Origin of the sequence: Pseudomonas fluorescens, assembly GCF_012974785.1 — a bacterium.
GTDB classification, from domain to species: domain Bacteria; phylum Pseudomonadota; class Gammaproteobacteria; order Pseudomonadales; family Pseudomonadaceae; genus Aquipseudomonas; species Aquipseudomonas fluorescens_BT.
Genome location: NZ_CP027561.1, coordinates 4,657,262 through 4,681,995 on the forward strand (window position 1 = coordinate 4,657,262; position 24,734 = coordinate 4,681,995).

Consider the following 24,734-nt stretch of genomic DNA (forward strand, 5'->3'; position numbering starts at 1 on the left):
CCACCTCGTTCCCACGCAGAGCGTGGGAACGATCTATAAAACCACTTTCGCGGCACGCAGTTCGGCAATCCGCTCAGGACTTAAACCCAACTCCCCCAACACCTGATCCGTATGCTGCCCCAGCGCCGCACCGACATATCGAGGCGCCGGCAACGCTTGGGAAAACTTCAGCGGACACGCCATCTGCGCCTGCACAGAGCCATCGCCACGGGGCACCTGCGTCACCAGTTCCCGGGCCTGCAATTGCGGATGCTGCACCGCCTCGCCCAGGTTCAACACCGGTTCGACACAGGCGTCGATCCCGGCGAACAGCTCGCACAGTTCAGCAAAGTCGTGCTTCTCGAACTCGATCTTCAAGGCGTCCTTGAGCGCGCGCTGTTGCTCGGGCTTGGGTGACAAACCCTGCGCCGCCAGTTCCGGCCGGCCCAGCGCCGCACACAATGGCTGCATGAAGGCCGGTTCCAGACTGCCCACCGACATCCAGCGCCCGTCCCGGGAACGGTAATAGTCATAGAAACTGCCGCCATTGAGCATCTGATCCTCCCGGCCCGGTTCCTCGCCGCAGGCCAGATACCCGGCGCCGGCCATGGCGTTCAGGCTGAACGCACAGTCGGTCATGCTCACGTCCAGGTGCGTGCCCTGCCCGGTCTGTTGGCGAGAGATTACCGCTGCCAGCAGACCGATCACCCCGTGCAGCGAGCCACCCGCGATATCCGCCACCTGCATGCCCAGCGGCAACGGCCCGCTGTCGGCGCGCCCGGTGTAGCTGGAGAGCCCGGCCAGCGCCAGATAGTTGATGTCGTGGCCGGCGCGGTCCCTGAACGGCCCGGTCTGGCCGTAACCGGTGATCGAGACATAAATCAGCTTCGGATTGATCGCCTTCAGCGCCTCGTAACCCAGCCCCAGCCGCTCCATCACGCCGGGACGAAACTGCTCCAGCACGATGTCGTAGTCCGCCAGCAACCGCTTGACCAGCTCCTGCGCCTCGGGCTGTTTGAGGTCCAGTGCCAGACTGCGCTTGTTGCGGTTGAGATAAGCGTGGCTGGCCGAGATCCCGTGATCGTGGGGCGGCAACACCCTCAGCAGATCGAGTCGGGTCGGCGATTCGATGCGCAGCACTTCGGCGCCCATGTCCGCCAGCAGCAGTGAGGCGAACGGTCCCGGCAGCAGGGTCGAGAAATCGAGAATCTTCAGTGAGGCCAGCGGTGCAGACATGGGCGATCTCCATCAACGATGCATGCAGCCTAGGCAGCCGTCGGCGATGGGGCAATTACCGGATGCATCAGTTGCACTGACCGTTGCGCTCAAATCGCAGGCAAGAAAAAACCCGCCGAAGCGGGTTTTTCCATTCAAGCGATGCTTACTTCACATTGCTCGGGGTTGGGCCTTCGGCCACACCCAGGTCATCTTCGTGACGCTGGTCAACGATACCGCGACCGCCCGAGGCCAGCTCGGTTTGCAGCACGTCGGTATCCAGTTCCTTGACCCACTTGGCCACAACGATGGTGGCAACGGCGTTGCCGACCAGGTTGGTCAGGGCGCGGGCTTCGGACATGAAGCGGTCGATACCCAGGATCAGCGCCAGACCGGCCACCGGCAGGTGACCTACCGCCGACAGGGTGGCGGCCAGCACGATGAAGCCCGAACCGGTCACACCGGCGGCGCCTTTGGAGGACAGCAGCAACACCACCAACAGAGTGATCTGGTGAGTGATGTCCATGTGGGTATCGGTCGCCTGAGCGATGAACACGGCCGCCATGGTCAGGTAGATCGCGGTACCGTCAAGGTTGAACGAGTAACCGGTCGGAATCACCAGACCCACTACCGATTTCTTCGCGCCCAGACGCTCCATCTTGATCAGCATGCGTGGCAGTACCGATTCCGACGAGGAAGTACCCAGCACGATCAGCAGTTCTTCACGGATGTAGCGGATCATCTTCAGCACGCTGAAGCCGTGCATGCGGGCGATACCGCCGAGCACGATCAGGATGAACGCCAGGCAAGTAATGTAGAAGCACGCCATCAGTTGACCCAGTTGCACCAGCGAGCCGACGCCGTAGGCACCGATGGTGAAGGCCATCGCACCGAAGGCACCGATTGGCGCGAGCTTCATGATCATGTTGATGATGTTGAACATCACGTGGGCGAAGCGATCGATGAAGTCCAGGATCGGCTTGCCGTAGGCACCCAGGCGGTGCAGGGCGAAACCGAAGATCACCGAGAACATCAGCACTTGCAGGATGTCACCGGTGGCGAACGCGCCGACGATGGTGGTCGGGATCACGTTGAGCAGGAAGCCGACGACGCTCTGGTCAGCACCTTGCTGTACGTAGGTGGCGACTTTCGAGGCGTCGAGGGTGCTGACGTCGATGTGCATGCCGTTGCCCGGTTGCACGATGTTGACCACGATCAGGCCGACCAGCAGGGCAATGGTCGAAACGATTTCGAAGTACAGGAGTGCGTAACCGCCGGTCTTGCCGACCGATTTCATGTTCTGCATGCCGGCGATGCCGCTGACTACGGTGCAGAAGATGATCGGGGCGATGATCATTTTGATCAGTTTGATGAACCCGTCACCCAGCGGCTTTACGGCCACACCGAACTGCGGGTAGTAGTGACCGAGCGCGATACCGATACAAATTGCGACGATCACCTGAAAATACAGGGATTTGTACAGTGGCTGACGAGTCGTCATTGCAAAGTTCCTCAAGAGTCCCGCGCGGCAACATCCATCTGTTGTACGCGACACTTGAATTGCGAACCCTCCTGCACTGGAGGGATTTGTTGTGTCGAACGGCGCTGTTCCGGACCGGCTCGGCGCACGCTTCTGTTGCTCTTATCGCAAACGTCGTGCCACTTTGGTGCAAATCGCTGCAAGCCTTTTGATATCAGGGGATACGGGTTTTTCTGTGTCACCGTTCGGTTACTCAAGTGTGGCGGATTTCCGCCAACTCGCCCGACCTCGTCCTACAATTTGGCGGAAATCCGCCTTGTTACCGATCAAAGGCAGCCGCTACCATCGATCGGCCAGAGGAAGGATCTGCCGCCCATGCGCGAACGCACCATCGCCAGTCACTTTGCCCGCGCCGCCCTCGGTGGCGCGCGGCGCTCGGGTTACGACTATTCGGACCTGCTGCAGCAACTGGGCATCAGCCCCGAACTGCTCGACGAACCGCGCGCGCGGATCGCCCCGGAGCAATTCACTCAACTGATCCAGAACCTGTGGCTGGCCCTGGACGACGAATACCTGGGCTTCGGCAACGCGCCGAGCAAACCCGGCAGCTTCGCCATGATGTGCCACGCCATCATTCATTGCCGCAGCCTGGAAAAGGCTCTGCAACGCGGCTTATTGTTTTATAGCCTATTCCCCGAAGCCCCGCGCCTGACGCTGACCCATGAAGACGAATGGGTACGCCTGAGCCTCGACGATGCGCAATGGTGGGACCCGGATCACTTTCTCAGCGAGAGCCTGCTGGTGATCTGGCACCGCCTCGGCAGCTGGCTGATCGGCCAGCGGATTCGCCTGGAACAGGCCGGTTTCAGCTACCCGAAACCGGCGCACGGGGCTGAATACGATTTGCTGTTCTCCTGCCCGCTGGCGTTTTCCGCCTCCCAGAGCAGCCTGGTGTTTCACAGTCGCTATCTGCACATGCCGCTGCTGCAGGACGAACGCACCCTCAAGCATTTCCTCGAACGCTCCCCCGCCGACCTGCTGTCCCGCCCGGATGACGGCAATAGCCTGAGCAGCCGATTGCGCCGCCTGCTCAGCCATGACAGCGCACGCTGGCCGGACCTCGAAGCGGTGGCCGCGCACCTGCACATCAGCCCGCAAACCCTGCGCCGGCATTTGCGCGAGGAAGGCACCAGTTTTCAGGAATTGAAGGATCAACTGCGGCGGGACATCGCGATTTATCACCTGGGGCGGGCCGATCTGTCGTTGCAACAGATCGCCGAACAGCTCGGGTTTTCCGAACCGTCGGCGTTTCATCGGGCGTTCAAGAAGTGGACGGGGCTGACGCCGGGGGCTTATCGGGCGCAGGAACAGTAGGCGGTCACATCGCCGGGAAATGAATCCTGAACGCCGCCCCGCCCATCGGCGAATCGCCCAATGTCAGTTTCGCGTTGTAGCTCTCGATGATGTCCTTGACCACCGCCAGGCCGATCCCCTGCCCCGGGTGCTGGCGATCCAGACGCTCTCCCCGCTCAAGTATCCGCGCCCGCTGATGCTGCGGAACACCGGGGCCGTCGTCTTCGATGCACAACTCGATCCCGGCCAGGGTTTCGCGCACGCTGATACGCACTTCGCCCAGGCACAGGCGATAGGCATTTTCCAGCAGGTTGCCCATCATCTCCAGCAAGGCGCCCTGCTCGATCGGCACATAGCAGTGCTCCGGCAGGTCGAACGCCACCCGTACGTGTTTATCGCGGTAGACCTTGTCCAGGGTATCGCACAGGCTTTTGAGTACCGGGCGCAAGCGTACCTGATGGCGCACCAGACCACTTTTGCGCAGGCTCGCGCGCTGCAACTGGTAGCTGATTTGCTGACTCATGCGTTCAATCTGGGTTTGCAGCACCCAGGCCTGATCGCGATCTTCGGGACGCTGGGCCATGTCTTCACTGACCCCCTGCAAGACCGCCAGCGGGGTTTTCAGGCTGTGGGCCAGATCGTCGAGGGAGTCGCGGTAACGGCTGCGTTGCTGGCGCTCGCTGTGCAGCAAGCGGTTGAGCGAGCCGGTCAGACGCAACAGCTCACGGGGGTGCTGTTCGGTGAGGCTTTCGCGGGTGCCGCTTTCGATTTCGTCCAGCTCCTGGCTGAGCCGGCGCAACGCCTTGAGGCCCCAGGTCAGGCCGATCCACAGCAACGAAAGCAAGACCAGCAGCGCCGCGCCGAAACCGAGGTAGAGGTTTTCCCGCAGGCCTTCGAGGGTGGTTTCGTACTCACGCACCGGTTGCAGCGCGACGATGCTGAACGCCGCATTCTTGCCACCGAGCAGTTTGACCTCGACGTCGTAGACGAAGAACTCCTGACCGCTGGCTTCGCGAATCCGCGCAAACTCGCTGCCCATCCCGTCGTAACGCGGTTTGTAGTTGATCTGCTCTTCCTGGGTCGCTTTCGAGCGCCAGACCAGATGACCTTCGCGGTCGTAGATGTAGCCGAGCAGACGGAAGTCGGCGAGGTTGAATCGCTCGTCCGGCAACTGCATCGGCATCACCAGCCGACCGTTTTCAATCCGTGCCGCGGAAATCAGTGTGGTGACGTCCGATGCCAGGCGCTGCTCGATGGAATCCTGCAGCGCCAGACTGAACGCCCCTTGCATCGCCGGAAGCAGGGCGAGCATGAACAACACCGCCAACGTCGTGGCGGCCAGCATCAAGCGAACGCGAAGCGAACGGATCAAGTGCAGCGCTCATTGAACAGATAGCCGAGCCCGCGCACCGTGTCGATCGGCTTGAACCCGGCCGTGCCTTCGAGCTTGCGCCGCAGACGCCCGACCAGCACTTCGATCACGTTCGGATCACGCTCGTCGTCGTCCGGGTAGAGCTGCTCCATCAGGCGATCCTTGGGCACCACTTGCTGGTGATGGCGCATCAGGTATTCCAGAATCCGGTATTCGTAGGCGGTCAGGGCCAATGGCTGCTCATCGAGGGTCGCCTGCTTGCGATTGAGGTCGAGCAACAACGGACCGGCGACAATGGTCGACTGGGTAAAGCCGCTGGAACGACGCAACAGCGCATTGAGCCGCGCTTCCAGCTCTTCGAACTGAAACGGCTTGACCAGGTAATCGTCGGCACCGGCAGCCAGGCCTTCGACCTTGTCCTGCCAGTTGCCACGGGCGGTGAGGATCAGGATCGGAAAGCTTTTGCCGTCCTGGCGCAGCTGGCGGATCAGATCGAGCCCGCCCATGCCCGGCAGGCCAAGGTCGATCACCGCCAGGTCAAAATTGAATTGCCCGGTCTGATACAGCGCCTCTTCGGCATTGGCCACGGACTCGACCACGTGACCGCTTTCCGTCAGGCGGGTTTGCAGGTGATGGCGCAACAGCGCTTCATCTTCGACGACCAACAGTTTCATGACACTCTCCCGGGCCAATCAGCATCTGCAACAGCATACCTGCGACAACGGTGTACTGCCGCTTTTGAGGGTTCTGTTCATTTCATCCCTCGCACGTGGCTCAAGATTACTGAACCCGGCCTGTACCTGCCCTGAACGCACCCTGAACCCGGGCGCAATCAAATGAACTAGGCTGTCTTGACCTTTTACTGTCAGGAGACCCGATCATGCGCCTGTTCCTTGCCCTCACCCTGCTCGCCTTCAGCAGCCTCAGCGCGGCGGCGATCAAGACTCAGGAAATACCTTATCAGAGCGCCGATGGCACGAAACTGATCGGTTATTACGCCTATGACGACGCGATCAAGGGCCCTCGTCCCGGCGTGGTAGTGGTCCATGAATGGTGGGGGCTGAATGACTACGCCAAGCGCCGCGCCCGGGATCTCGCCGGGCTCGGCTACAGCGCGCTGGCTATCGACATGTACGGTGACGGCAAGAACACCGAGCACCCGAAAGATGCGATGGCGTTCATGCAGGCGGCCACGCAGAACGCCGATGCTGCCAGCAAACGCTTCGAGGCCGGCCTCGACCTGCTGAAGAAGCAGCCACAGACCGACACCGGCAAGCTGGCCGCCATCGGTTACTGCTTCGGTGGAGGCGTGGTGTTGAATGCGGCGCGCCAGGGGGTGCCATTGGCCGGCGTAGTGAGTTTCCACGGCGCACTGGCCACCAAGACCCCGGCGACACCGGGCAGCGTTAAGTCGAAGATCCTCGTCGAGCACGGCGCACTGGACAGCATGGTGACTGCCGACAACGTCACGGCGTTCAAGTCTGAAATGGACAAGGCCGGCGCCGACTATCAATTCGTCAGCCTCGACGGCGCCAAGCATGGCTTCACCAACCCCGACGCGGATCGCCTGAGCCATGGCGATCACGGTGGCCCGGATATCGGTTACAACAAGGCCGCGGATGAAAAGTCCTGGGCGGACATGCAGGCCTTCTTCAAGAAAATCTTTGGCTGAGCCCACTCGTTCCCGCGCCCTGCGCGGGAACGTTCCACACCTGCGCACTATCCAGCCTCAAAGCAACCCGGCAAAATGCCCGCCATGAATTCCAGCCCTCTCCTCCCCGCTTGCTGCACCCCGCTCGATGCCCACTGGCCATTGCCGATCGTGCTGCCGGACACCGTGCTGCTGAGCACCCACTTCGACCCGTCACAACTGCTCGGCGATGACTTCCGCCGCAGTGCCATCGAACCGCCGCCGAGTATCCAGCGTTCGGTGGCCAAGCGTCAGGCGGAGTTTCTGGCAGGGCGGATTTGCGCCCGGGCCGCGCTGCAACAACTGGAAGGTTCAAGCAATGTTCCGGCGATTGGCGAGGATCGCGCACCGGTGTGGCCGGCACACATCTGCGGCTCGATCACCCACAGCACCGGCCGGGCGGCGGCGATTGTCGCCAACAAGCAACACTGGCGCGGGCTGGGCATGGACCTGGAAAACCTGCTCAACGCCGAACGGGCCGAGCGGCTGGCCGGAGAAATTCTCACCCCGCCAGAAATGCAGCGCATGGCCGCCGGCGCCCGCGATCAACTGGCGCTGTGGGTGACCCTGACGTTTTCGGTGAAGGAAAGCCTCTTCAAGGCGCTGTACCCGATTGTCCAGAAGCGTTTCTATTTCGAGCACGCCGAAATGCTCGAATGGACCGAACAGGGTCAGGTACGGCTGCGACTGCTGACGGACCTGTCTAGCGAATGGTGCAACGGGACCGAACTGGACGCACAGTTCGGGGTACACGACGGGCAGTTGTTGAGTCTGGTCAGCATCCAGGCTTGAGCACCTTCAGCGTCGCTCCTGATTTCGCGGCCAGCTCAGGCTGAAACACGCCCCGCCCAGACTCTTGCTCTTGCCGATCAGCGCCCGGCCGTCATGCCAGTGGATGATCCGCCGCACGATCGACAGCCCCAACCCGTGCCCACCGGACGCCCGGGTACGGCTGTCGTCCAGCCGCAGAAACGGCGTGAAGATTTTCTCCCAGGCACTTTCCGGCACACCGGGACCGTCGTCCTCGACATCCACCCGGCAACGCATCTGTCCGACCTGATAACTCACCGTGACCTTCGAGCGCGCATGGCGCATGGCGTTGCTCACCAGATTCTGCAAGGCACGGTGCAGGAAGCGCGGTTCGGCCTCGACCCAGGCGCCATCACAATCGGCCGCCGACAGGCACAGACCGCGCTGCACGATGACATCCGCACGTAACGGCGCCAGTTCCTCGATCACCTGATTGACCAGCGCATCGAGGTCCAGACGCTGGAACGTCAAGGCCGGCGAGCCCTGCTCCAGCCGCGCATAGGTGAGCATTTCGTCCACCAGCTTATCGAGGTCCTCGATATCGTGGTCCATGCCTTCACGGTATTTCTCCAGGGCCTGCGGGGTGGTGGCCGAGCCGATCATTTCCAGACCGAACCGCAGGCGCGCCACCGGCGTGCGCAACTCATGGGACACCGCGCGCACCAGCTCACGCTGGATCGCCAGCAATTGCTGCAGATGCTCGGCCATGCCGTTGAACGCGGCCGCCAGTTTTCCCACCGAGTCGGCACCGCGCGCCGGCACGCGAGTTTCCAGGCTGCCCTTGGCGATACGCGTGGCCGCCGCTTCGAGACCACGCAAGCGCCGTTCGAGCTGACGCACCAGTAAATAGACGATGAGACCGATCAGGGTCAGACCCAATGCCGCAATCAGCACCAGCCATTGCGGCGGGTACGGATTCATCTGATAGAGCGGGCCGATTTCCAGCACCCACGGCGTGCCGACCATCCCGGCGAACACACGGATCGAATCACCGCCCTTGCCCAGCGCCATCACCGTATCGCCCTCCGATACACGACGGCTCTGGTCTTCGTCCATGTCGGCTTCGTCCACGGTGACCAGTCGCAGGTCGAAGCCGAACCCTTTCTCTTCCTTTAATTGCGCCAGGCGTCTGGGTTGTTCACCCACCGGCACCCGCACCAGTTCATCGGCCAGCAGGTAGATCGTCGCCCGGGCCAGTTGCTCGCTGATCTGCTGCACCTCGCCCACCAGCACAAGCTGCTCCTTGTCGCTGACCATCCGGTAGACCTTTGCCGCGTGCGGCCCGGTCTGTTCGACCAGTGCCTGGCCGCGCTGCACGCGGGTGCGCTGGGTGAGATCGAGATCGGTCTGGGCAAAGGTTTTCAATGCCAGCGGAATTCCCAGCAGCCGCTCCCAGACCAGCAAGGCACGGTGACGCTCGGTCTCGTTCATCGGCTGCAGGTTGTCCGCCATCAGGGAAAACGTGCCGTGGGCCAGGCGCTCGCGGTATTGCTCGCTGCGCACCTGATTGAGCAGGTGCAGCGCCAGTACGCCGAGCACCGCCACCAGAATCAGCGCCGCGCACATGCCGCCGTAGATGCGCAGGAAGATCGAGTTCACAGTGGCAGTTCTACGCAGGCTTCAGGCACGAACAGATAGCCTTTGCTGCGCACGGTCTTGATCAGGCGCGGGTGATCGGGGTCGTCGCCGATCTTCGGGCGGATGCGCGAGATGCGCACATCGATCGAGCGGTCCTGGCCGTCGTAACCGATGCCGCGCAGCGCGGTGAAGATTTCTTCCCGCGACAGAATCCTTCCGGCGTTGGATACCAGCAGCCACAACAGGTCGAATTCGGCGCTGGTCAACTCGATGCCGCTGTCGCTCAGCCAGGCTTCGCGCAAGGCGTTGTCGACCACCAAAGGGCCGAACTGCAGACGACGAGGTTTGCCCGACGCCGGCTCCGGTGCGTCACTGCGTCGCAACAACGCCTGGATACGCGCCAGCAACAGCCGCGGACGCACCGGTTTGCACACATAATCATCGGCGCCGATGTCGAGGCCGAGGATCTGGTCGGCATCGTCGGTGCGCGCGGTCAGCATGAGGATCGGTCCGTCGTACTGGTCGCGCACCTTGCGGCAGATGCTCAGGCCGTCTTCGCCGGGGAGCATCAGGTCGAGGATCACCAGATCCGGCTGTTCCTTGATGATCCGCGCCGCCGCGTGGGCTCCGTTGCCCTCGATCTCCACATGCAATCCGTTGGCTTGCAGGTATTCGCGGGTCAGTTCGGCCAGACGCTGGTCGTCCTCGACTATCAATACCTGCCAGGCTTCATGCTCCACGGGTGACCTCTGCTTGCCGATGCTGCTTATAAAGGAAGGATCCTCCCGTCTTTTTGTCATCTTTAAGGAGGATAAGAATGCGTGCGCACGGGCCGATTGTATAAACGGCGTACAGCCAGAACACAAGTCGGTAAATGCGTTCGGACAAGGCGGATTTTTGTGATAGGGTTCGCGCCCTTAAAAATCCGCTGAAGCGTTTTTCCCGACTGAAAAACAGTGACAAACGGTCTAGCTCAGCAGGTTCACGGCCTACAAAGGTTTTCCCTGTTTCGCACACAATTTACGCACAGGGTTATCCACAGGCTGTCCATTGCAATCGCCCCCCAAAACGCATTATCTTGTAGCCCGCGCTCAAAAAAACCCTACATATAGGGTTTGACGCAAAAAACCAAACACAAACCGGACAGTGAATTCAAGGCTTTTTATTGCCATTGTCGGGTTGAACCAAACGTATTTTGAGAAGCCCAAACCGCGCCTGCGGATGGCTACCGTTTTTCAGCCGATCACGGCGTAAACGGTACGGGTGTTGCAGTTCCAAACTGCTCCCCGAAAGGAATGCGGTTTCACGCGTATCGCGCGAACCGAAGACTTCGGCATGGAAGCGGCGCCCACAAGGCCCCCTTCCTGAACTGTCCCGAAGTCGTTACCCGGCGCTGGCCGGTCGTAGTGCTTCAGGACGGAACGGTGGGCACCGTGATGGTGCCCAAACAAACATAGAGAACGTGGAGACACCCATGCAAACCGACACAACTCGCGAGAACCCGCAGGGCACCTTGCCGCAGGCCGCCGATTCGAATTCGGATCTGGCTGCCACCGCGCCTGGTCAACTGCGCGTGATCAAGCGTAATGGCACTGTCGTTCCTTACACCGATGACAAGATCACCGTCGCTATCACCAAAGCGTTTCTCGCAGTTGAGGGCGGCACCGCTGCCGCTTCGTCGCGAATCCACGACACCGTTGCCCGCCTGACCGAACAGGTCACCGCGACCTTCAAGCGTCGCATGCCGTCGGGCGGCACCATCCACATCGAAGAAATCCAGGACCAGGTCGAACTGGCCCTGATGCGTGCCGGCGAGCAGAAAGTGGCTCGCGACTACGTGATCTACCGCGATGCCCGCTCCAAAGAGCGCGCCACCCGCACCACCGCCGATGCTCCGGTTCAGGCGCACCCGTCGATCCGCATCACCCGCGCCGACGGCAGCCTCGCGCCACTGGACATGGGCCGCCTGAACACCATCGTGACCGAGGCCTGCGAAGGTCTGGCCGAAGTCGACGGCGACCTGATCCAGCGCGAAACCCTGAAGAACCTGTACGACGGCGTGGCCCTGAACGACGTCAACACTGCGCTGGTAATGACCGCGCGCACCCTGGTCGAGCGCGAGCCGAACTACTCGTTCGTGACCGCCCGTCTGCTGATGGACACCCTGCGCGCCGAAGGCCTGGGCTTCCTGGGCGTGGCCGAGAGCGCCACTCACCACGAGATGGCCGACCTCTACGCCAAGGCGCTGCCGGCCTACGTTGCCAAAGGTATCGAATTCGAACTGCTGAACCCTGTGCTGGCCTCCTTCGACCTGGAAAAACTGGGCAAGGCGATCAACCACGAGCGCGACCAGCAATTCACCTACCTGGGCCTGCAGACCCTGTACGACCGTTACTTCATCCACAAGGATGGCGTGCGCTTCGAACTGCCGCAGATCTTCTTCATGCGCGTGGCCATGGGCCTGGCGATCGAAGAGAAGCAGAAAGAAGACCGTGCGATCGAGTTCTACAACCTGCTGTCGTCCTTCGACTACATGGCATCGACTCCGACCCTGTTCAACGCCGGTACCCTGCGTCCACAGCTGTCGAGCTGCTACCTGACCACCGTGCCGGATGACCTGTCGGGCATCTACCACGCGATCCACGACAACGCCATGCTGTCGAAATTCGCCGGCGGCCTGGGCAACGACTGGACGCCGGTTCGTGCACTGGGTTCGTACATCAAGGGCACCAACGGCAAGTCGCAAGGCGTGGTTCCGTTCCTGAAAGTGGTGAACGACACCGCCGTCGCCGTCAACCAGGGTGGCAAGCGCAAAGGCGCTGTGTGTGCCTACCTGGAAACCTGGCACATGGACATCGAAGAGTTCATCGAGCTGCGCAAGAACACCGGTGATGATCGTCGTCGTACCCACGACATGAACACCGCCAACTGGATCCCTGACCTGTTCATGAAGCGTGTCTTCGATGACGGCAAGTGGACCCTGTTCTCGCCATCCGAAGTACCGGACCTGCACGACCTGACCGGCAAGGCCTTCGAAGAGCGCTACGAGTACTACGAAGCCCTGACCGAGTACCCGGGCAAGATCAAGCTGTTCAAGACCATCCAGGCCAAAGACCTGTGGCGCAAGATGCTGTCGATGCTGTTCGAAACCGGCCACCCATGGCTGACCTTCAAGGACCCGTGCAACCTGCGCAGCCCGCAGCAGCACGTCGGCGTCGTTCACAGCTCGAACCTGTGCACCGAGATCACCTTGAACACCAACAAGGACGAGATCGCGGTCTGCAACCTGGGCTCGATCAACCTGCCGAACCACATCGTCGACGGCAAGCTGGACACCGCCAAGCTCAAGCGCACCATCGACGTCGCCGTGCGCATGCTCGACAACGTGATCGACATCAACTACTACTCGGTACCGCAGGCGAAGAACTCCAACTTCCGCCACCGTCCGGTCGGCCTGGGCATCATGGGCTTCCAGGACGCGCTGTACCTGCAGCACATCCCTTACGGTTCCGACGCTGCTGTCGAGTTCGCCGACAAGTCGATGGAAGCGGTCAGCTACTACGCGATCCAGGCTTCCTGCGACCTGGCTGACGAGCGCGGCTCGTACGAGACGTTCCAGGGTTCGCTGTGGTCCAAAGGCGTTCTGCCGCTGGATTCGCAACAGATCCTGATCGAAGCACGTGGCCAGAAGTACATCGACGTCGACCTGACCGAGTCCCTGGACTGGGCACCGGTTCGCGCCCGTGTACAGAAAGGCATCCGTAACTCGAACATCATGGCCATCGCACCGACCGCGACCATCGCCAACATCACCGGCGTCTCGCAGTCGATCGAACCGACCTACCAGAACCTGTATGTGAAATCGAACCTGTCGGGCGAATTCACCGTGATCAACCCGTACCTGGTTCGCGACCTGAAGGCTCGCGGTCTGTGGGACTCGGTCATGATCAACGACCTGAAGTACTACGACGGTTCGGTTCAGCAGATCGAGCGCATCCCGCAGGAACTCAAAGAGCTCTACGCGACCGCGTTCGAAGTGGACACCAAGTGGATCGTTGACGCCGCCAGCCGTCGTCAGAAGTGGATCGACCAGGCCCAGTCGCTGAACCTGTACATCGCTGGTGCATCGGGCAAGAAACTCGATGTGACCTACCGCATGGCCTGGTACCGTGGTCTGAAAACCACCTACTACCTCCGTGCCCTGGCCGCGACCAGCACCGAGAAGTCGACCATCAACACCGGCAAGCTGAACGCTGTTTCCAGCGGCGGCAACCACGGTGACGATTCGGTCCTGGCAGCGCCTGCCGGCCCTGCTCCAGTGCCGAAGGCGTGCGCCATCGACGAGCCGGATTGCGAAGCTTGCCAGTAAGCTGAGCTGAATCGGGCGTTGCGAAACGCCCGATTCGAGAAGCCCCCGACAGACCTCCGGTTTGTCGGGGGTTTTCTTTTGCCCGCAAGAAAAAGCCCCAGCCCGGCCCTGCCAGGGAGAACGAGGAACGACCGAGTCGCCCGTTCAAGTGATACCGATAGCCACCCGATACCCGGACACAAAAAAGCCCCTCAAAGAGGGGCTCCTTGTACAGCCAGAAACCGGAATCAGGTCATCTGAATGATGGTCTGCATGATGGTGCTCTGGGTGGAAATGGTCTTGGCGTTCGCCTGATAGTTGCTCTGGCCCTTGATCAGGTCCACCAGCTCGTTGGTCAGGTTGACGTTCGACTCTTCCAGCGAGTTGGATACCACCTCACCCAACGTACCGGTTTTCGGCGCGTCGTAGCCCGGGATACCCGAAGCGTAGGTTTCTTTCCAACTGGTGCCGCCGATCGCCTGAAGGCCCTGCTCGTTGGTGAAACTGGCCAGTGCGACCTGGCCGATGGCCTTGCTCTGGTTGTTGCTGAAGTTGGCGAACAGCGTGCCGGTACCGTCGATGGTCAGGTTGGTGATCTGGCCGGTGGCGTAGCCATCCTGAGTCGGGATCGAACGGGCGGTGTCAGCGTTGTACTGAGTGGTCTTGGCCATGGAAATGGTCACGCCATTCGGGTTGGCGGCCGCGCCGTTCGGCGTAAAGGTGCCGTTGGTCACGGTGCCTGGCTTCCAGTTTCTCAGGACCAGATCACTGCTGATGATCGGGGTCCCCGGGTTCGCCGGGTCAGGCGTGCTGATCTGAGTCAGTTTGCCACTCGAGTCAAACGTCATGGTGGATGCGACTGGCGGGGTGGTTTTCGGATCGCTGCCGGTAGCATCCGGGTTACGACCGTCCACCAGGGTGTATACCTTCCAGATGTTGTCACCGGTTTTCACCACGTACTGATCCATGACGTGCGAGTTGCCCTGGCTGTCATAGATCGGGGTGCTGAATTGCTTGGTGTAAGTCTCGATCTTGGTCGGATCGAACACGACAGCACTGGCGCCGGTATCAATGATCTTCGGCGCGGACGAGTCCAGGTTGATCGTCGACGTCACCAGCGAAGTGGACTTCGGCGCCAGGTTCGAGGTGTCGATCTTGAGGTCGGTCAGTACGCCGTTGAGGATCTTGCCGTTGGAATCCACACCGTAACCTTGCAGGCGCGAGGTGTAGTCGGTGTTGGTGATGTAGCCGTTGTTATCAACTTTGAACGTACCGGCACGGGTGTAGGAAATCGAGCCGTTGTTGCTCATGGTGAAGAAGCCGGAGCCGTTGATGCCCATGTCCAGCACGTTGCCGGTGTTGTTGATGTCACCCTGGGTGAACTGCTGGGAAACGTTGGCCAGGCGCACACCGTTACCGATGACCTTGCTGCCGCTGCCCAGACGAGTCGACGAATATACGTCTTCGAATTCCGCGCGGGAGGATTTGAAACCGGCGGTCGCGACGTTGGCGATGTTGTTGCCGGTCACGTCCAGTTGTTTGTTGGCTGCATAGAGACCGCTAAGGCCGATATTGAAAGACATATTCCACTCCTTTGTGCCGGTTAGTCGGCTCTATATACCAATGGTTTGTACTTTGGACAGAGCAACGGTGCCCTTGCCGGACAGGTTGAGCATCAGCTCACCGCCGGTCTGGCTGATGGTCACGCTGGTGACCGTGGCTGGCAGGTAGGTCGCCAGGTCGGTCGCGGTGCCATTGATCGAGGCGTTGGCCTTGACGGTGTAGTTACCGGTTTTCACCAGGTTGCCGTCCTTGTCCTTGCCGTCCCATGTGAAGCTCGCGGCACCTGCGGCGCGACTGCCCAGATCGATGGTGCGAATCGCCGTGCCACTGCTGTCGGTGATGGTGACGGTGCCGCCGGCAATCGACGACGGGACGGTGACCGAACCGGTCATGCCTTTGCTCGGATCGTCCAGTTGAACCGTGTTGGTCTGCACGATCACATTACGGCCGACCAGCGACGACGCCTGCAACGCTTGCGAGGAGTTGTAGTTGCCGGCCAGCGAACTGACGGTACTGTTGAGGGTAGTGATGCCCTCGAGGCTGCTGAACTGCGCCAACTGCGCAACGAATGCACTGTTGTCCTGCGGGTCGAGCGGGTTCTGGTTCTTCAGCTGGGTCACCAGCAGTTGCAGAAACGCATCCTTGCCCAGGGCCTGGCCGCCGGTCGCACTGTTGGTGGCCGAAGCAATGCCGCCGGTGGTGGTGCTACTGGTCTTCTTCGAAGAGTTGGCCAGTATGTCCTTCATCGTCAGGCTGCTGGTGGTATCGGTAACGCTCATGGCAGTCGCCCCTTATTACTGACCGAGGGTCAGTACCTTCTGCATCATGGTTTTGGCGGTGTTCATCATTTCGGCGTTGGTCTGGAACGACCGGCTCGCGGAAATCATGTCAGCCATTTCTTCCACCACGTTGACGTTCGGGTAGTAGACGTAGCCCTTGGCGTCGGCTGCCGGATGATTCGGCTCGTAGCGCGCTTCGAGGTTGCTCTGGTCTTCGACCACGCCCAGGACCTGCACGCCTTGACCTGCCGCGTCCTGGTTCTGGAACAGCGAATTGCTGCCACCGCTCTGACCACCCTGGAACATGGTGGCGAATACCGGGTGACGGGCACGGTAGGTCTGGTCGATGCTCGACGAGACGGTCTCGGCGTTGGCGATGTTCGAGGCCACGGTGTTCAAACGCGTGGTCTGGGCGCTCATGCCGCTGCCGGCAATGTTGAAAACGCTGGACAGGGACATGGATTACTCTCCGCGCAGGGCTGACACCAGCCCTTTGAATTTGCTGTTGAGCAGCGTGAAGCTGGCCTGGAAGCCGACGGCGTTTTGCGCGTAGTTCGACTGTTCCAGTTGGGCATCCACGGTGTTCTGGTCGATCGACGGCTGCATCGGCGTGCGATACATCAGCGACTCGTCGCCATTGCCCAGGCCCTCAGCCTCAATGTGACGGCTGTTGGTCATGTTCAGGGCGATGGTGCCATTGGCGTTCTTCTGGCTCTGTGCTTCGAGCACTTTGGAGAAGTCCAGATCCCGAGCCTTGTAGTTCGGGGTGTCGGCGTTGGCGATGTTGTTGGCCAGCACTTCGGCACGCTGGGCGCGGAAGCCCAGAGCCTTTTCGTGAATGCCGAGCGCTTTATCGAAGCTGATGCTCATGTCGGGAACCTTCAGGTGACCGGATTTTTCGTAACAGGGTTATAGCAAGCGTCGTGCCAGCTTTAGAAAGCCCCGGATTACGGGGCTTTGCACTGAACAGACGACGCGGCAATGCCAGAAAAGCGGCAACCGGTTTCCGCCGGCTGCCGCTTTTCTGCCGCCTGCCGCCACCGGCAAAACCTTCAGGCATAAAAAAACGGAAGCCCTGAGGACTCCCGTTTCTTGTGTTGCCGGTCTTGATCACTTCGCCTGGTAGATGATTCCCGGGCTGCACTGGACCATCTGGTAATGATCCGGCAAACCGTTCAGCGCTTCGGAAGCGCCAAGGAACAGATAGCCGCCCGGCTTCAGCGTGCTGTGAATGCGCAACAGGATGTCTTTCTTCACCTCGGCGGAGAAGTAGATCAGCACGTTGCGGCAGAACACGATGTCGAACTTGCCCAGGCTTGCGTAGCTGTCGAGCAGGTTGAACGAGCGGAATTCCACCCGGTTCTTGATCGGCGCCTTGATCACCCAGCGTCCGGGCCCTTTCGGGTCGAAGTAGCGCTGCAGACGATCGGCGGACAAGCCGCGACCGATCGCCAGGCTGTCGTACTCGCCGGTCTTGCAGTTGGTCAGCATGCTGCCGGACAGATCGGTGGCGACGATCTGCACGCCCATCTTCAACTGACCGATGTTGGTCCGCTCGAACTCGTCGATCGACATCGACAGCGAATAGGGTTCCTGACCCGACGAGCAGGCCGCCGACCAGATCCGCAGACGCTGGTTGGGAGCCGCCTTGATTGCCTCGGGCAGCACCTTGTTCTTCAAGACTTCAAACGGATAGGTGTCGCGAAACCACAGGGTTTCGTTGGTCGTCATGGCATCGACCACCTGCTCGCGCAAACCGCTGCGCGGCTGTGTCTGGATGCGCTGTACCAGCTCACCCAGGGACTTGATGCCTTGCTGCTCCATCAGTTTGTTGAGACGGCTCGACACCAGGTACTGCTTGTTTTCACCGAGCAAAATGCCACAGGCTTTTTCCAGGAAGACCCGGAACTGTTCGAAATCCAAATTACCCGTAGACAAATGATGCCGCCTCTTAAATCGTGTTGAACGCCAGGGGCAAAAGGCCCCTAGCTGATATCTGCTGCTTTGATCCGGTCGACTACCCGGGATGCCAGGTCATCAGGACGGAATTTGGCCAGGAAGTCATCGGCACCGACCTTCTTGACCATCGCCTGGTTGAACACACCCGACAACGAAGTATGCAGGATGATATGAAGCTTTTGCATGCGAGGATCGCCGCGGATTTCCGCCGTCAGGGTGTACCCGTCCATCTCCGGCATTTCGATGTCGGAAATCATCATCAGGAACTCTTCTTCCGGCTTCTTGCCCTCATCGACCAGCTTGCGCAGGTAATCCAGCGCCTGCTTGCCGTCGTTCAACGCCACCACTTCGACACCGACCGTCTGCAGGCAACGCGTCACCTGCTTGCGCGCCACCGACGAGTCATCGACCGTCAGTACCCGCAGCGACAGCGCCTTGCTCTGGGTCTCGACATCCACCACGCCGACCGAAATCGCTTCCGGTGTCGGTGCGACTTCCGCCAGCACCTTTTCGACGTCGATGATTTCGACTAACTGATTGTCCACCCGAGTCACAGCGGTCAGGTAATGATCGCGACCGGTCCCCTTGGGTGGCGGATGGATCTCTTCCCAGTTCATGTTGACGATACGTTCCACCGAGCGCACCAGGAAACCCTGGGTCTTGGTGTTGTATTCCGTGATGATCACGAACGGACTGTTCTTGTCTTTCAACGCCCCGGAGCCGGTCGCCATTGCCAGATCAAGGATCGGAATGGTCGCCCCCCGGATATTCGCCACCCCGCACACGACAGGACTGGACTTGGGCATCAGCGTCAGTTGCGGGCATTGCAGCACTTCCCGAACCTTGAACACGTTGATCCCGTAGAGCTGCTGGCCGTCGAGACGGAACAACAGCAGCTCCAGGCGATTCTGCCCTACCAGTTGCGTGCGCTGGTTCACCGAATCCATTACACCAGCCATGCCCAGACTCCTACACCAACGCCAAGTGTTGTTGCGACGCACATTCATTGCTAAACGGCACGGCGCTTGCTTTTTAACTCGTATGAACATTCAAACGACATTTTTCCGACGCCTGACATCCCCTATCCGCAGAGGACTTTGCGCGGCGTCCGCCGTTTGCCTGTTTTTTGCGGGCAGCCCTGCCAGTGCTGATGCGGTTACCTTGCCTGACATGCTTATCGGCGTCACTCAGGGCTTTCTTGAATTCACCGTAGAAGACTATCTGGCTACCAGTCAAACGGAAGGCCGTTACGAAATCGAGGTCAAGCAGCTCGATCCGCGCATGCGCATGCCTATGTGCGACAAGGAATTGACAGCCTCCCTGGAGAGTCCGGGGCGTCCTTTGGGTCGTGTGACCGTCAAGGTCCGCTGTGAAGGCGCGTCTCCCTGGACAGTGTTCGTGCCCGCTCAAGTCCGCCTGTTTCGCGAGGTCGTGACCACCACTCGCCCCCTCAAGCGCGCGGGGATAATCGAGCCTCAGGACGTGACGCTGCGCGAGCATGACGTCAGCCAGATCAATCAGGGTTTCCTGACGTCGGTAGACGAAGCCATCGGGCAAAAACTGACCCGACCAACGGTCGCCGACCAGGTGCTGACCCTGGTGCACATGGAACAGGCAGAAGTCGTTCGCAAAGGCGATCAGGTGGTGATTACTGCCCGCAGCGGCACGCTCGCCGTGCGCATGCCCGGAGAAGCCCTGTCCAACGGCGGCCTGAAAGAACAGATTCGCGTGAAAAACCTCAACTCCCAGCGGGTCATCAAGGCGCAGGTCATGGCGCCGGGCCAGGTGGAAGTGGCCATGTAAAACAGGCAAGGAGAAAACTGGCGCCGACCCCGGCTGTTCCCTAAACTGTGCCGCAGCAGGATCTGTGCGGCGCATGCAGGCTCATTGGTAAAAGAGCCTAAAGTTTTCCAGGGGATGGCCGAGAACATGGCAAGCGTCCAAATTCCCAGAGGTTTTTAACATGGTCATCGATTTCAGCCGTTTGAACAGCTCCTCGTCACTTACGGGCAGTACACGTACCAGCGCGCCCAAGGAAACCGCCGAAACCGGCACTTCCGCGCCGCTGAATACCCCGGCCGAACAGGCCAGTACCGCAAAAAGCGGGGAATCGGTACACCTCAGCAATGAGGCTCAACAGTTGCAGAAGGTCACTGACAAGCTGCGCGATCAGCCTGCAGTCGACAAAGCCCGCGTGGCCGAGTTGAAAGCAGCGATTGCCGATGGCAGCTATAAAGTCGACAGCAACCGTGTAGCCAGCAAACTGCTCAACTTCGAAGCCCAGCGCTAGGCCTCGGCCTGCGCCAGGCTTTTGGACGCTTAAAACCCAAGGCCAGCCATGCACGACACTAATTTATTGCAACTGATCACCGACGACTTTGCTCCAGCTCAACAACTGCTGGAGTTACTGCATACCGAGTCCCTCGCCTTGCACGGTCGCGACATGCCACTGCTGGAAGAAATTCTGGCACGCAAACAGGCATTGATCATTCTGCTCGAACAGCATGGCCGCAAACGCAGCGAAATCCTCGCCAGTCTCAACCTGTCGCTCGACCGCCAGGGTCTCGAACAACTGGCCAGCCAGTCGAGCATCGGCGAGCAATTGCTGAGCCAGAGCGATGTACTGACCGACCTGATCGCCCAGTGCCAGGCGGCCAACGCCAGAAACGGCCAATCGATCGTGATGCAGCAGGCCGCCACGGCCAATCAGCTGAAAATCCTTACCGGCGGCGAGCCTCCTGCGCTCTACGACGCCAGCGGCACCTTCTCCAAACTGCAGAAACCGCGCGCGCTCAGTCAGGCGTGATTCTTTCTTCTATTCTTGCGCCCTATCAACGCGCGATACATGCTGGCAAAATACTGGCCAGCCGTAGTCAAATTTTGTCTGGAGATTGATTTAACGTGTCCAATGATGACGCTCCGCAGCCCCCAAAGGTGCTTACCACGCCCCTGGAGATCTCCAGCAATCTGCGCCAGCTGCAAGAGAGCCACGATCCGCTGATCATCACCTTCCACGAACGCAGCCAGCGCTTCCAGAGCTACCTGATCAAGGTCGACCGGGAAAACGCCAGCATTGCCCTGGACGAAATGATCCCGCGCGATGGCGAGCGCTTCCTGCTCGCCGGCGAGCCGTTCAAGGTCGAAGGCTTTCATGACGGCGTGCGCATTGCCTGGGAATGCAACGGCACGCTGAACATCGAAGAATCCAGTGGCGATCGCTTCTACACCGGCGACCTGCCCACCGAAGTGGTTTATCACCAGCGCCGCAATGCCTTCCGCGCAGCCCTGAAGCTGACCGATCTGGTTAGCGTCGAACTGGGTGGCGAAAAGCTCAAGGCACCGATCGGCGGCAAACTGCTGGATATCTCTGCCACCGGCTGCAAGCTGCGCTTCGAAGGCGACATCACCGACCGCCTGCAACTGGGCCAGGTCTACGATCGCCTGATCGCCGCGCCGCTGTTCGGCAACCAACCGACCTCGGTCGAGCTGCGTTACCTGCACTTCGAAGAAAAACTCAACATCACCTTCGCCGGCCTGCGCTTTCACAACATCAGCGGCCCGGCAGCGCGCAACGTCGAGCGTTTCGTCTATCAGTTACAACGTGAAGCACGGCGCTTCGACAAAGACGATCTCTGATTCGTACGCGCCATAAAAAAACGGGCAGTCGCTTGCAGCGACTGCCCGTTTTTTTATGCCCGATGTTTTTTCAGCATCAAGGCCTGGCACCACTGATGTCCGGGGCCGGGCTGTCGTTGCCGGTCTCGGGCGCCACAGGCGATTCAGGCTCGGTGACGGGCTCAGGTGCTGGCTCCGGCGCAACCGTAGTCTGCATCTGCTCCTGCACCACTTGCTCGTCGACCCGTGGATCGAGCGCCGCCACCAGCGGCGAACTGGACATACTGTCCGGCATCGCCACATGATGCAGCGGTGCGTCGTCGACCTGATGCAGATTGGTCACGGCTTTCGGCCGGATGCGCCATACCAGCACCAGCGCGAAAAAGGTGAAGAACGCATACAGGCTCTGACTACCGAACATTTTCATCAGCACCCCGGCGAGCAACGGCCCGATACTGGCGCCAACCCCGTAGGTCACCAGCAGCATCGCCGTCAGCGACACGCGTCGATCCCCTTCGACATGGTCGTTGGAAAACGCCACGGCCAGCGGGTACAGGCAGAACTGCACCAGCGAGCACAGGAAGCCGACGACGAACAAGATCTCCAGCGGCACCTGCGGCATGATCGCCAACGGCAGAGAAGCCACCGCCAGAAACCCGGCAAAGCAGCGAATCAGCAAGGCCCGGTCATAACGATCAGAGAGCCAGCCCAGTGGCCACTGCACCAACAACCCGGCAAAAATGCACGTACCCATGAACAGACCGACCTGCTCGGTCGATAGCCCCTGCTGCGACGCATACAGCGGTGCCAGACCGTAGAACGAGCCGATGATCAGACCGGCACCGAGCACCGTACTCAATGACTGCGGCACACGCTTGATGAAGAAGCGCGGCTCCATCGGTGCCGGGTGCAACGGCGCCGGGTGAATCCGCCGGGTCAGTGCCACCGGCACCAGACACAGGGCAAAACACAGGGCGACCAGCATCAGCAGTTCCAGACCCAGCCCCGGGTGCATGACCAGAATCAGCTGACCAAGCACCAGCCCCAGATACGAAGCAATCATGTAGCCGCTGAACACCACCCCGCGCTGGTTCGCGTCGGCCTGCTCGTTCAGCCAGCTCTCGATCACCATGTATTGGCACATCATGCCGAGGCCGACGATCGTCCGCAGCACCAGCCAGGCCGGCAGCCAGTCCACCAGACCATGACCGAGCACCGCCGCGCCGACGATCCCTGCACACGCGGAGTACGCACGAATATGTCCGACCCGGGCGATCAGGCGGTGACCGATCTTGCCACCCAGCACCAGACCGAAATAGTTGGCCGCCATCAGCGCACCGACCCACAGTCCGTCGACATGGTCGGCTGCCAGGCGCAAGGCCAGATAAGTAGAAAGAAGGCCCGAGCCGATCAACATCATCAGCGAGGCGAAATACAGCGCTCGAAAGGATTTCCAGATTTGGCGCATCGGCGTTCCGAGCGGCTCCTTGCGGTGAGTGTCGGGCTATCGAACGATAGCCCGATGACGACATTTCGTCAGGCCTGGGCTGCCAGAACGCGCCGTTCCCAGGGAGTGATCTCATCAAAGAAACTGGTCAGCTCCATGGTCTTCGAAGCGATGTAGCCTTCGATGAACTCGTTGCCGAACAGTTCCCGGGCCAACTGGCTGCGCTTCAAACGCTCGAGCGCAGCGTGCAGGGTGCACGGCAGCGAAAGATTGTCCGGCACTTCGAATTCACCCTGAATCGGCGCGCTCGGTTCCAGCTCATGCTCGATACCGTGCAGACCGGCCGCCAGACTCGCGGCAATCGCCAGATAAGGGTTGGCATCGGCACCCGGCAAACGGTTCTCGACCCGACGCGCAACCGGCGAACTGGCCGGAATACGCAGGCCGGCAGCGCGGTTGTCGTGGGACCAGCAGGCATTGTTCGGCGATGCAAACGGATGGCAAAGACGCTGGTACGAATTGACGTTCGGCGCAAACAGTGCGGTGAAGTCAGCCATGCCTGCCTGCTGCCCGCCGATGAAATGGCGGAACATCGCGGTCGGCTGACCGTCGGCGTCGCTGAACACATTCTTGCCACTGCCAATCTCGACGATGCTCTGGTGAATGTGCATCGAACTGCCCGGCGTGTGCGCCAGCGGCTTGGCCATGCAGACCACGGTCAGGCCATGCTTGAGCGCAACTTCCTTGAGCAGGTGCTTGAACAGGAAGGTCTGGTCGGCCAGCAACAGCGGATCGCCGTGCAGCAAGTTGATCTCGAACTGGCTGACGCCCATTTCGTGCATGAAGGTATCGCGAGGCAGGCCGAGGGCCGCCATGCATTTGTAGACTTCACTGAAGAACGGTCGCAGACCGTTGTTGGAGCTGACGCTGAACGCCGAGTGACCGTCCTCGCGACGACCGTCGAGACCGACTGGCGGCTGGAACGGCTGGTTCGGATCGGTGTTCGGTGCGAACACGAAGAACTCAAGCTCGGTCGCCACCACCGGAGCCAGGCCACGGGCCGCATAACGGGCGATGACTTTCTTGAGCTGGCCACGGGTCGACAGGTTGGAGCTCTCGCCGCTCAGCTCGTCGGCATCACAGATGGCCAGAGCGCGCGGCTCCTGACTCCACGGCAGGGGATGGATCTGCGCCGGATCGGCCACCAGCGCCAGGTCGCCGTCATCGCTGCCGTAGAACCGCGCAGCGGGATAACCGCCCATGATGCATTGCAGCAGCACCCCCCGGGCCATCTGCAAACGCCGCCCTTCGAGGAAACCCTCGGCGGTCATTACCTTGCCTCGTGGTACGCCGTTCAAATCCGGCGTGACACATTCAATCTCATCAATGCCCGTCAATCGCTGCGCGAGTGAACGCTGGCCATCGGTTGTCATGACGCAATCCTTGTTATTGTGCGAGCCGCGAACGGCGACCCGGACAAAATAGGCTTCGCCTGTTCGGAATTTCAAGCAGCGGCCAACAAAAAGACGTCAGTACGGCGAATCTG

Annotated in this window: 22 protein-coding genes; 8 read left to right on the plus strand and 14 right to left on the minus strand. The window is 60.6% G+C overall.

Annotated features, from left to right (window positions below):
* Positions 1-33 precede the first annotated feature (33 nt).
* Positions 34-1,215: a CaiB/BaiF CoA transferase family protein gene (locus C6Y56_RS21060; protein WP_169431488.1), complete on the minus strand. Its 1,182-nt coding sequence runs from the start codon at positions 1,213-1,215 to the stop codon at positions 34-36.
* Between the two features lie 145 nt (positions 1,216-1,360).
* Entirely contained in the window at positions 1,361-2,695 is a 1,335-nt protein-coding gene (locus C6Y56_RS21065; protein ID WP_169431489.1) for a dicarboxylate/amino acid:cation symporter, read from the minus strand.
* Positions 2,696-3,049: 354 nt separating this feature from the next.
* Between C6Y56_RS21065 and C6Y56_RS21070 the strand changes: the two genes are divergently transcribed.
* Positions 3,050-4,048 carry an AraC family transcriptional regulator gene (locus tag C6Y56_RS21070; protein WP_169431490.1) on the plus strand — a complete coding sequence of 333 codons (999 nt, stop codon included), beginning with the start codon at positions 3,050-3,052 and terminating at the stop codon, positions 4,046-4,048.
* A gap of 4 nt (positions 4,049-4,052) precedes the next feature.
* On the opposite strand, the gene C6Y56_RS21075 is transcribed toward C6Y56_RS21070, so the two are convergent.
* Both C6Y56_RS21075 and C6Y56_RS21080 read right to left on the minus strand, forming a co-directional pair.
* A complete protein-coding gene (locus tag C6Y56_RS21075; RefSeq protein WP_169431491.1) occupies positions 4,053-5,399 on the minus strand; it encodes an ATP-binding protein in 1,347 nt (448 codons plus the stop codon).
* Positions 5,396-6,073 (minus strand): response regulator transcription factor, encoded by a 678-nt coding sequence (locus C6Y56_RS21080; protein WP_169431492.1) that lies wholly within the window; start codon positions 6,071-6,073, stop codon positions 5,396-5,398. The genes C6Y56_RS21075 and C6Y56_RS21080 overlap by 4 nt, the downstream gene beginning before the upstream one ends.
* A 206-nt stretch (positions 6,074-6,279) precedes the next feature.
* On the opposite strand from C6Y56_RS21080, the gene C6Y56_RS21085 reads away from it, so the two are divergent.
* Both C6Y56_RS21085 and C6Y56_RS21090 read left to right on the plus strand, forming a co-directional pair.
* A complete protein-coding gene (locus tag C6Y56_RS21085; protein WP_169431493.1) occupies positions 6,280-7,071 on the plus strand; it encodes a dienelactone hydrolase family protein in 792 nt (263 codons plus the stop codon).
* Positions 7,072-7,155: 84 nt separating this feature from the next.
* A complete protein-coding gene (locus C6Y56_RS21090) occupies positions 7,156-7,881 on the plus strand; it encodes a 4'-phosphopantetheinyl transferase family protein (RefSeq protein ID WP_212633393.1) in 726 nt (241 codons plus the stop codon).
* 6 nt (positions 7,882-7,887) lie between these two features.
* Here C6Y56_RS21090 and C6Y56_RS21095 read toward each other — a convergent pair whose 3' ends face one another.
* Positions 7,888-9,498, minus strand: a complete 1,611-nt coding sequence (locus tag C6Y56_RS21095; RefSeq protein ID WP_169431495.1) for an ATP-binding protein — start codon at positions 9,496-9,498, stop codon at positions 7,888-7,890.
* Complete coding sequence (locus tag C6Y56_RS21100) at positions 9,495-10,217, minus strand: response regulator (RefSeq protein WP_169431496.1); 723 nt, start codon at positions 10,215-10,217, stop codon at positions 9,495-9,497. Before C6Y56_RS21100 ends, C6Y56_RS21095 begins: the two co-directional genes overlap by 4 nt.
* Positions 10,218-10,951: 734 nt before the next feature.
* On the opposite strand from C6Y56_RS21100, the gene C6Y56_RS21105 reads away from it, so the two are divergent.
* Complete coding sequence (locus tag C6Y56_RS21105; protein ID WP_085730400.1) at positions 10,952-13,846, plus strand: ribonucleoside-diphosphate reductase subunit alpha; 2,895 nt, start codon at positions 10,952-10,954, stop codon at positions 13,844-13,846.
* Between the two features lie 227 nt (positions 13,847-14,073).
* Here the strand turns inward: C6Y56_RS21105 and flgE are convergent, their stop codons facing one another.
* From flgE to C6Y56_RS21135, 6 genes are all read right to left on the minus strand, one after another.
* The gene (gene flgE, locus C6Y56_RS21110) at positions 14,074-15,408 is read right to left on the minus strand and encodes a flagellar hook protein FlgE (RefSeq protein WP_169431497.1); all 1,335 of its coding nucleotides are present in this window, start codon (positions 15,406-15,408) and stop codon (positions 14,074-14,076) included.
* 30 nt (positions 15,409-15,438) lie between these two features.
* Entirely contained in the window at positions 15,439-16,167 is a 729-nt protein-coding gene (flgD, locus tag C6Y56_RS21115) for a flagellar hook assembly protein FlgD (protein ID WP_169431498.1), read from the minus strand.
* A 15-nt stretch (positions 16,168-16,182) separates the two neighbouring features.
* Positions 16,183-16,626 carry a flagellar basal body rod protein FlgC gene (gene flgC / locus C6Y56_RS21120; RefSeq protein WP_054593596.1) on the minus strand — a complete coding sequence of 148 codons (444 nt, stop codon included), beginning with the start codon at positions 16,624-16,626 and terminating at the stop codon, positions 16,183-16,185.
* 3 nt (positions 16,627-16,629) lie between these two features.
* Entirely contained in the window at positions 16,630-17,037 is a 408-nt protein-coding gene (flgB, locus tag C6Y56_RS21125; RefSeq protein ID WP_169431499.1) for a flagellar basal body rod protein FlgB, read from the minus strand.
* A 240-nt stretch (positions 17,038-17,277) separates the two neighbouring features.
* Positions 17,278-18,105, minus strand: a complete 828-nt coding sequence (cheR, locus tag C6Y56_RS21130) for a protein-glutamate O-methyltransferase CheR (protein ID WP_007960327.1) — start codon at positions 18,103-18,105, stop codon at positions 17,278-17,280.
* Between the two features lie 47 nt (positions 18,106-18,152).
* A complete protein-coding gene (locus C6Y56_RS21135; RefSeq protein WP_065258844.1) occupies positions 18,153-19,085 on the minus strand; it encodes a chemotaxis protein CheV in 933 nt (310 codons plus the stop codon).
* Between the two features lie 82 nt (positions 19,086-19,167).
* Between C6Y56_RS21135 and flgA the strand changes: the two genes are divergently transcribed.
* The 4 genes from flgA to C6Y56_RS21155 all read left to right on the plus strand — a co-directional run bounded on the left by flgA (position 19,168) and on the right by C6Y56_RS21155 (position 21,762).
* Positions 19,168-19,929 (plus strand): flagellar basal body P-ring formation chaperone FlgA, encoded by a 762-nt coding sequence (gene flgA, locus C6Y56_RS21140; protein ID WP_169432683.1) that lies wholly within the window; start codon positions 19,168-19,170, stop codon positions 19,927-19,929.
* A 160-nt stretch (positions 19,930-20,089) separates the two neighbouring features.
* A complete protein-coding gene (gene flgM / locus C6Y56_RS21145) occupies positions 20,090-20,416 on the plus strand; it encodes a flagellar biosynthesis anti-sigma factor FlgM (protein WP_085711005.1) in 327 nt (108 codons plus the stop codon).
* A 48-nt stretch (positions 20,417-20,464) separates the two neighbouring features.
* Entirely contained in the window at positions 20,465-20,932 is a 468-nt protein-coding gene (locus C6Y56_RS21150; RefSeq protein WP_169431500.1) for a flagella synthesis protein FlgN, read from the plus strand.
* A gap of 95 nt (positions 20,933-21,027) precedes the next feature.
* Positions 21,028-21,762 carry a flagellar brake protein gene (locus C6Y56_RS21155; RefSeq protein WP_169431501.1) on the plus strand — a complete coding sequence of 245 codons (735 nt, stop codon included), beginning with the start codon at positions 21,028-21,030 and terminating at the stop codon, positions 21,760-21,762.
* A gap of 76 nt (positions 21,763-21,838) precedes the next feature.
* On the opposite strand, the gene C6Y56_RS21160 is transcribed toward C6Y56_RS21155, so the two are convergent.
* Together C6Y56_RS21160 and C6Y56_RS21165 are read right to left on the minus strand one after the other, a co-directional pair.
* The gene (locus C6Y56_RS21160) at positions 21,839-23,209 is read right to left on the minus strand and encodes an MFS transporter (RefSeq protein WP_169431502.1); all 1,371 of its coding nucleotides are present in this window, start codon (positions 23,207-23,209) and stop codon (positions 21,839-21,841) included.
* A gap of 68 nt (positions 23,210-23,277) precedes the next feature.
* The gene (locus C6Y56_RS21165; protein WP_169432684.1) at positions 23,278-24,519 is read right to left on the minus strand and encodes a glutamine synthetase family protein; all 1,242 of its coding nucleotides are present in this window, start codon (positions 24,517-24,519) and stop codon (positions 23,278-23,280) included.
* Between the last annotated feature and the right edge of the window lie 215 nt (positions 24,520-24,734).